Annotated in this window: 4 protein-coding genes and 1 pseudogene; 4 read left to right on the forward strand and 1 reads right to left on the reverse strand. The window is 58.6% G+C overall.

Annotated features, from left to right (window positions below):
• Window positions 1–39 precede the first annotated feature (39 nt).
• Window positions 40–897, forward strand: coding sequence for a cytochrome c oxidase subunit 3 (locus JWR14_RS09785; protein WP_299705173.1), 858 nt, complete (start codon window positions 40–42; stop codon window positions 895–897).
• Between the two features lie 325 nt (window positions 898–1,222).
• Here the strand turns inward: JWR14_RS09785 and JWR14_RS09790 are convergent, their stop codons facing one another.
• On the reverse strand, window positions 1,223–1,432 hold the full coding sequence (locus JWR14_RS09790; RefSeq protein ID WP_047895574.1) for a twin transmembrane helix small protein: 210 nt from the start codon (window positions 1,430–1,432) through the stop codon (window positions 1,223–1,225).
• A 99-nt stretch (window positions 1,433–1,531) separates the two neighbouring features.
• Between JWR14_RS09790 and JWR14_RS09795 the strand changes: the two genes are divergently transcribed.
• The 3 genes and pseudogenes from JWR14_RS09795 to JWR14_RS09805 all read left to right on the forward strand — a co-directional run.
• On the forward strand, window positions 1,532–2,284 hold the full coding sequence (locus JWR14_RS09795; RefSeq protein WP_299705180.1) for an SURF1 family protein: 753 nt from the start codon (window positions 1,532–1,534) through the stop codon (window positions 2,282–2,284).
• Between the two features lie 188 nt (window positions 2,285–2,472).
• Window positions 2,473–3,132, forward strand: a complete 660-nt coding sequence (locus JWR14_RS09800; protein ID WP_299705183.1) for a cytochrome C oxidase subunit I — start codon at window positions 2,473–2,475, stop codon at window positions 3,130–3,132.
• 41 nt (window positions 3,133–3,173) lie between these two features.
• A pseudogene (locus tag JWR14_RS09805) lies at window positions 3,174–3,298 on the forward strand (heme A synthase); the annotation flags it as partial.

Genomic DNA, 3,298 nt, shown 5'->3' on the forward strand with positions numbered 1-3,298 from the left:
AAAAAATTCAAGCAACTGGATCGAAGTGGAGAATCAATAATGAGCGGTCAAAACGAAAGCCCGTACTATTTCGTCCCGCAGCCGTCGAGGCATCCGATCATGGCCGCCACCGGCCTGCTGATCTCGATGGCTTCACTGGCGTCGTGGGTCAATGGTGAACCATGGGCGCCGATCACGTTTGTCATCGGCCTGCTTTGGCTGCTGTACACGCTGTGGCACTGGTTCGGAGACTCCATCGGGGAATCCGAAGGCGGGATGTACGGCAAGAACGTGGATTTGTCGTACCGATGGAGCATGAGCTGGTTCATCTTCTCCGAAGTGATGTTCTTCGCGGCCTTTTTCGGCGCGTTGTTTTACGCCCGCCAGATCGCGCTGCATGAACTGGGCAGCCTCGACTACAAGCTGATCTGGCCGGACTTCACCGCCGTGTGGCCGAACAACGGTCCCGCCGCACTCGTGTCGCACTTCCGCTCCATGACGCCGTGGCCGCTGCCGACGATCAACACTGCGTTGCTGCTCAGTTCGGGCGCTACGTTGACGGTCGCTCACCATGCACTGCGCGAGAATCATCGGAACAAAACGATCATCTGGCTGGGCGCGACCGTGCTGCTCGGTCTGTGCTTCCTGTTTTGCCAGGGCTACGAATATTTCCACGCGTACAACGAGCTGAACCTGACGCTGGCTTCAGGCGTCTACGGCTCCACGTTCTTTCTGCTGACGGGGTTTCACGGTTTCCACGTGTTTCTCGGCGGCACGATGCTCACCGTCGTTCTCGTGCGTGTCATTCGCGGGCACTTCACAGCGGAGCATCATTTCGCGTTTGAAGGCGCCGCGTGGTACTGGCACTTCGTGGACGTGGTGTGGCTCGGACTGTACGTGGTCGTGTACTGGTTGTAAGTAGTCAGATAGCGCTCAGCTGGGCGGCTGCGACGGATTGACCCACTCGCGTCTGGTCTGCCTGGATGGCCTGAAGTGGTTTGAAACGAAGTCGATTGAAAAAGATGCTTTGCAAAGCGCCGCCTCGACCTGACTCGGGCGGCGTTTTTGCTTTTGAATGCGGCTTGTCGAGAGGTTGAGGAAGGAGTTTCCTGCGCGGTTTTGTCGCAGCGTTGAGCGCTACGGCCCGCTAGTATTCCGCGACCCAGGGCGAACCTTCGAGCTGCCGGAAAGCCCAACTTTCGCGTAACTTAAGACATTTATTCAGACGGTACTTAGACGATTTTCAGCGTCCGAGCGGAATCCCAGTGGACTGAATCCAGCCCATCCAATGGGCGAACAGGATGAAGAGGAACAGCGAGATCGACAACCCGACCCGCATGGCGAGTGACCACACCATGCGCTTGGTCTTGCCCTTGTCGGTCATCATGAAGTACAGCGCCGAACCCAGGCTCGCGATGATGAGAATGAATGCAATGGCAACGAATATGTGCATGAAAACAGCCAGTTGGCCTAGAAAGTTCGATCCTTCGATTATCGCACCGCAGGTAACATGCCGCGTGGGCGTTCAGGTTTTCGTCGGTGGAAACGCGGTATGAAAATTCGCTTCTGGCCGGCGCTGATCATCCTGATCGTCATGGCGGTTACGGTGCGGCTTGGCTTCTGGCAACGGGACCGCGCGCATCAGAAAGAGCAGTTGAACGCGCAGATTGTCGCGTTTGAAAATGCGCCGGTGCAGCGCGTGGGCGCGACGCCGATTGCGTTGAAGGACATCAATTTTCATCGTGTGCTGGCGCGTGGCACATTCATGCCCGATCGGGTTGTTTATCTCGACAACCGGCCCTATAACGACCAGCCGGGTTTCTACGTCGTGATGCCGCTCAAGCTCAGCGACGGCGGGGTGGTGCTGGTAAATCGCGGCTGGTTGCCCCGTAATCTGGTGGACCGCACGGGCATTGAACCGTATGACACGCCGCCCGGTGAAGTCGAGATTGAAGGCATTGCGCGGGCGAACGCGTCGCAGGCTTTTGAGCTGGGGCATGGCGGTTCCGCGGCGCAGCAAAAGATTCGGCAGAATCTCGATGTCGCCGCCTATGCCGCCGAAACGGGTTTACCGCTGCAACCGTTTGTGATCCAGCAATTGAACAACAGCGGTGACAAACTGGTGCGTGACTGGCCGGCGCCGACCATGGGTGTGGATACCAACTACGGCTATATGCTGCAGTGGTGGGGCATGGCGCTTGCCGCGCTAGGGTTCGGGCTATACGCCGCGAGGCGCGCGGCGAAGAACGAAGGAAAGAAAGACGACGGGCAGAGTGCGCCCGAACCACTCGATAGGAAGGTCTGATCCGCGGGCTTGATTCGCGGGTTCGATCCGATACCCTACTAACCTCGAGCAACGTCGGGCACGGCGAATTGGGCCGGCAACGGACCTCGGCGTGTTCGCCAAGAAGCAGGCGCCCCGCGCTTGAATGATTGCATCGCGTGAAAATTGAGTACGCGATGCCGCAAACGAATAGAGGCAACATTTTGTCCATGCAAACTCCCCGACCGTCCGCGTCTGCCGTTCACAAGGCGCGTGCCCAGCAGCAGGAACGCACGCCCGGTTCATGGAACAAGGGGCGCTGGATGTTGATCCTGCTCGCGGCCGTTTGCGCCGCGCCGGTCCTCGCGTCCTACTTTATGTACTACGTGGTCAAGCCCACCGGTGGCACCACGAGCTACGGTGCGCTGATCGAGCCTCAACGGCCGATTCCCGACCAACTCGCCGTCACCGACGAACAAGGCAAGCCGATGCCGCTCACCGCCTTACGCGGTAAATGGCTGATGGTCACGGTCAACAGCAGCGACTGCAACGAACAGTGCGTCACGCGTCTGTTCTTCATGCGGCAGGTGCGCGTGCTGCAAGGGGCGGAACGCGATCGAGTGGTCAACGTCTGGCTTCGTACCGACGACAAAGCGGTGTCGAATGTGATCCGCACGGCTTATCCGCAACCTGACACGCGCATGCTGGTCGCCGCCGACCCCAAAGCCGTGGCGGCGTGGTTGCCGGCGGGCGCTGATTCACAACTCACCGATCACATCTTCCTGGTCGATCCCAATGGCAACCTCATGATGCGGTTCCCGAAGAATCCGGAGCCGGAGAAGATCAAGGCGGATCTGGCGAAGCTGCTGAAGTGGTCGCGGATCGGTTGAACGCTAGTTGAAGACGAGTTGAAGTTGAGGACAGTGCACGCATGACTTACGTTTTACAACTCGGGTTGATCGGCATCTGCATTGCGTTGTTGCCGCTTTCGTACGTGTGGGTGAAAGCCGACGACAACAAATTTCGCAAGCTCGTCTGGCTCACCACCTTCCTGAC

The organism is Caballeronia sp. (genome assembly GCF_028292365.1).
Taxonomy (GTDB): Bacteria; Pseudomonadota; Gammaproteobacteria; order Burkholderiales; family Burkholderiaceae; genus Caballeronia.